We start from the raw sequence: 2,674 nt of genomic DNA, 5'->3' as shown, positions 1-2,674 counted from the left end.
GGGTATGGATCGGCTTCTCTCCCAGCCTCACGCGCATCACACAGCCCGTGGTCCAGGTCTTGGCCAGCTTTCCCGCCAACCTTCTCTTTCCCCTAGCCGTATGGCTGTTCCTGGAAGCAGGGATCAACATCAACGCCGGCTGCATCCTGCTGATGGCTCTGGGCGCTCAGTGGTACATCCTCTTCAACGTCATCGCAGGCGCCATGGCCGTTCCGACCGATCTGAAGGAGGCCATGGACGACCTCGGCGTCCATGGCTGGCAGCGCTGGAAGCGTCTGATCATCCCCGCGATCTTCCCCTCCTACGTCACCGGCGGCATCACTGCCTCCGGCGGAGCCTGGAACGCCTCCATCGTCGCCGAAGTCGTCACCTTCGCAGGCACCACCTTGACGGCCACAGGCCTGGGCGCCTACATCTTCCACGCCACCGAGCAGGGCGACTACCCCCGCCTCATCGCCGGGATTGCAGCGATGTCCCTCTACGTCGTCGGACTCAACCACCTGCTGTGGCGGCCCCTCTACCGACTGGCCGCGCGCCGCTACACCCTCTGAGAGGTACTGCCTGTGACAAGCGTCATCCTTCTGAAGACCGACGCCCTCACCAAGACCTACGCGGGCGCCGACGGCGAGCTGCCCGTTCTCGGCGGCATCGACCTGGAGATCCGGGAAGGGGAGATCGTCGCACTCCTAGGCAAGTCCGGATCGGGCAAGTCCACCCTGCTGCGCTGCCTGGCCGGCCTGGTACCAGCCAGCTCCGGATCCGTTACCTACCGGGGCGAGGAACTACGAGGCGCCAACCCCGGTACGTCGATGGTCTTCCAGAGCTTTGCTCTGCTGCCCTGGCTGACCGTTCAGCAGAACGTCGAACTCGGACTCGAAGCGCAAGGCATCACCCCCGCCGAACGGGCTCAGGCAGCTGCGGAGGCCATCGACCTGATCGGACTCGACGGCTTCGAATCCGCATACCCCAAAGAGCTATCCGGTGGAATGCGGCAACGCGTCGGCTTCGCAAGAGCCCTTGTGGTCCGCCCCGACGTGCTGATGATGGACGAGCCCTTTTCCGCACTGGACGTCCTCACTGCCGAGAACCTACGAGGCGAGCTGATGGAGCTGTGGGAGTCAGGAAGCTTCCCGGCGAAATCCGTTGTTCTCGTCACCCACAACATCGAAGAGGCAGTCCTGATGTCCGACCGTGTGGTGGTCCTCGGGTCGCACCCCTACGGCACGATCCGGGACATGTTCGATATCCGGCTCCCCCGCCCGCGTCAGCGCCACTCCACTGCATTCGAAGCCATCGTTGACGCCATCTACCAGGTCATGACAGGACGCCCAGCCAAACCCGAGGCTGCTGCACAACCAGGCAAACGCACCCTTGCCAACACCCCGTTGCCCACCGCGGGCGTGGACGGCATGGCGGGACTGGCCGAGATCGTGGCGCAACGAGGAGCCGGCGAAGCGGACCTCGCCGACCTCGCGGAAGACCTCGGACTAGAGGTCGACGACGTCCTGGCCCTCGTAGACGGTCTCGAACTCCTGGGATTCGTCGAACTGCGGAACCTGGAACTCGTCCTCACCGACCAAGGCGCAGCCTTCGCCAGCGCTGACGTACGACAGTCCAAACTCTTGTTCGCAGACGCCCTGACGCGCGCCCCATTGGTCCAGTTCATTGTCAACACACTTAACCGGTCGGACAACGGCGCGCAGCGCGCCGGCTTCTTCTGCGACGTGCTCGCCCACCACTACACCCAAAGTCACCTGGAGCGGCAGTTGGAGACGGCGACTGACTGGGGCCGCTACGCGGAGCTCTTCGCCTACCACGCAGACAGCCGGCAGTACCGACTCGAGAAGGCAGCGCACACACACCCGTAGCCGCGCCACCGCAGCAGTTCCGGCCCGGGGCGTGGTCCGCAGCATGCGCCGCCCGCCGTATCGGCGGCTGTGAGGTGCCCGTGAACGTCCCTGCCGTGCCGTGGCCGTATCATTGCGCGATCGGGCCCATCGTTCGGCCTTCTCGGTTCTCTTGACCGAGAGTTGCGCGTTCGCACGTAGTTACCCGCCAATAGGATTCCGTGACTGAGCTTTGCGGGTTGTTGTCGTCGGGGAGTGACGGTTCATGATCCCTGCGCGATGCCAGTGGTATGCGTTATCCGGAGGGGGGCCTGACCGCTGAGCGTCGGGCGTTTCGTGAGGGGATTCGGCTTCAGGCCGGGATGCGGTTCGCGGCGGGTGAGAAGACCGCGGTGATCGCGAAGGATCTGCGGGTGAGTGTGCGGTCGGTGGAGCGCTGGCGGCGTGCCTGGCGCGAGGGCGGCATGGAGGGCTTGCGCCTGGCGGGTCCGGCGAACGCCCCGACCGTCACCGATGCCCAGTTCGCCGTGCTCGAGGAAGTCGGCAAAGGCCCGTCGGCGCACGGCTTCGACGACGAACGCTGGACGCTGGCCCGGGTCCAGACGCTGATCCGCCGGCGTCTGCGGGTGAGCCTGTCGGTAGCGACGGTATGGCGGCTGCTGAAACGTCACGGCTGGTCCTGGCAGGCACCCGCCCCCAGAGCACTCGAGCGGGACGAGCACGCGGTGGAACTGTGGTCGAGGTCGTCGGGGGTGTTGAAGGCGGTGTTGGCCATGGCTCTGCGTACGAGTGACCAGACGGCCTCGAGAGGGTTCAGGTTGGGCGCA

3 protein-coding genes are annotated in these 2,674 nt (G+C 65.6%); all 3 read left to right on the top strand.

Annotated features, from left to right (window positions below):
* The coding region (locus tag AB0D66_RS34415) for an ABC transporter permease subunit (protein WP_362311078.1) at window positions 1-551 on the top strand (551 nt) is incomplete at its 5' end.
* A 12-nt stretch (window positions 552-563) separates the two neighbouring features.
* Entirely contained in the window at window positions 564-1,868 is a 1,305-nt protein-coding gene (locus AB0D66_RS34410; protein ID WP_362311077.1) for a nitrate/sulfonate/bicarbonate ABC transporter ATP-binding protein, read from the top strand.
* A 269-nt stretch (window positions 1,869-2,137) separates the two neighbouring features.
* The coding region (locus tag AB0D66_RS34405) for a winged helix-turn-helix domain-containing protein (protein ID WP_362311076.1) at window positions 2,138-2,674 on the top strand (537 nt) is incomplete at its 3' end.

Source organism: Streptomyces sp. NPDC048270 (assembly GCF_040652335.1).
Taxonomy (GTDB): domain Bacteria; phylum Actinomycetota; class Actinomycetes; order Streptomycetales; family Streptomycetaceae; genus Streptomyces.
The sequence above is the reverse complement of the archived record's forward strand: the minus strand, read 5'-3'. Positions and strand labels throughout refer to the sequence as shown.